At 39.6% G+C, this 632-nt stretch carries 1 protein-coding gene; it reads right to left on the reverse strand.

Annotation, left to right across the window (positions count from 1 at the left end):
- Window positions 1-104 precede the first annotated feature (104 nt).
- Entirely contained in the window at window positions 105-596 is a 492-nt protein-coding gene (locus PS3_RS06590; RefSeq protein ID WP_007122436.1) for an acyl-CoA thioesterase, read from the reverse strand.
- Window positions 597-632 lie beyond the last annotated feature (36 nt).

The raw sequence follows: 632 nt of genomic DNA on the forward strand, positions 1-632 counted from the left end.
GAAATTGATAAGGACTTTCCGGATGGAATTAAAGAACATGTTTAAAAAATGCCCAGTGAACTGGGCATTTTTTAGTTAACAAGTAATTTAAAATATACTAATCGCTAATTGATATGTTCACTCATCTTATGATCAAATTCACGACTAGCTTGCCGTAACTTTTGCCGCTCTTGATAAGTAGCAATCAAATATTCTTGTTCCTTCGTACTTGGGATTACCTGATCAAATGGCACCCGGTATTCATGGTCAGCCACTACAAAAGTCATAAAACAGGTGAAACCAACAAAGCGCTCACCAGTGAGGAGATGTTCACCCATCACTTTGACAAAGACCTCAATTGATCGTTTCCCAAATCCAGTTACATAAGCATGCATTTCTAAAACATCTTCCAATTTAAATGGATGGGAAAAAGATACATGATCCATCGCAGCCGTCACAATCACCCGATTTGCTAAGCGTGCTGCAGCAATAGAGGCCTCAGCATCCACAATGGATAACAAGCGGCCGCCAAATAAGGTATGATGTTCATTAAGATCCTCACCCAGAATCCGATGAGTGGTGACGACTTCTGTGTCGCTACATTTAATCGTTGCCATTACATAGCCCCCTTTAAATTCTATTGTACAAAAAAA

Origin of the sequence: Limosilactobacillus gastricus PS3, assembly GCF_000247775.1 — a bacterium.
GTDB classification, from domain to species: Bacteria; Bacillota; Bacilli; order Lactobacillales; family Lactobacillaceae; genus Limosilactobacillus; species Limosilactobacillus gastricus_A.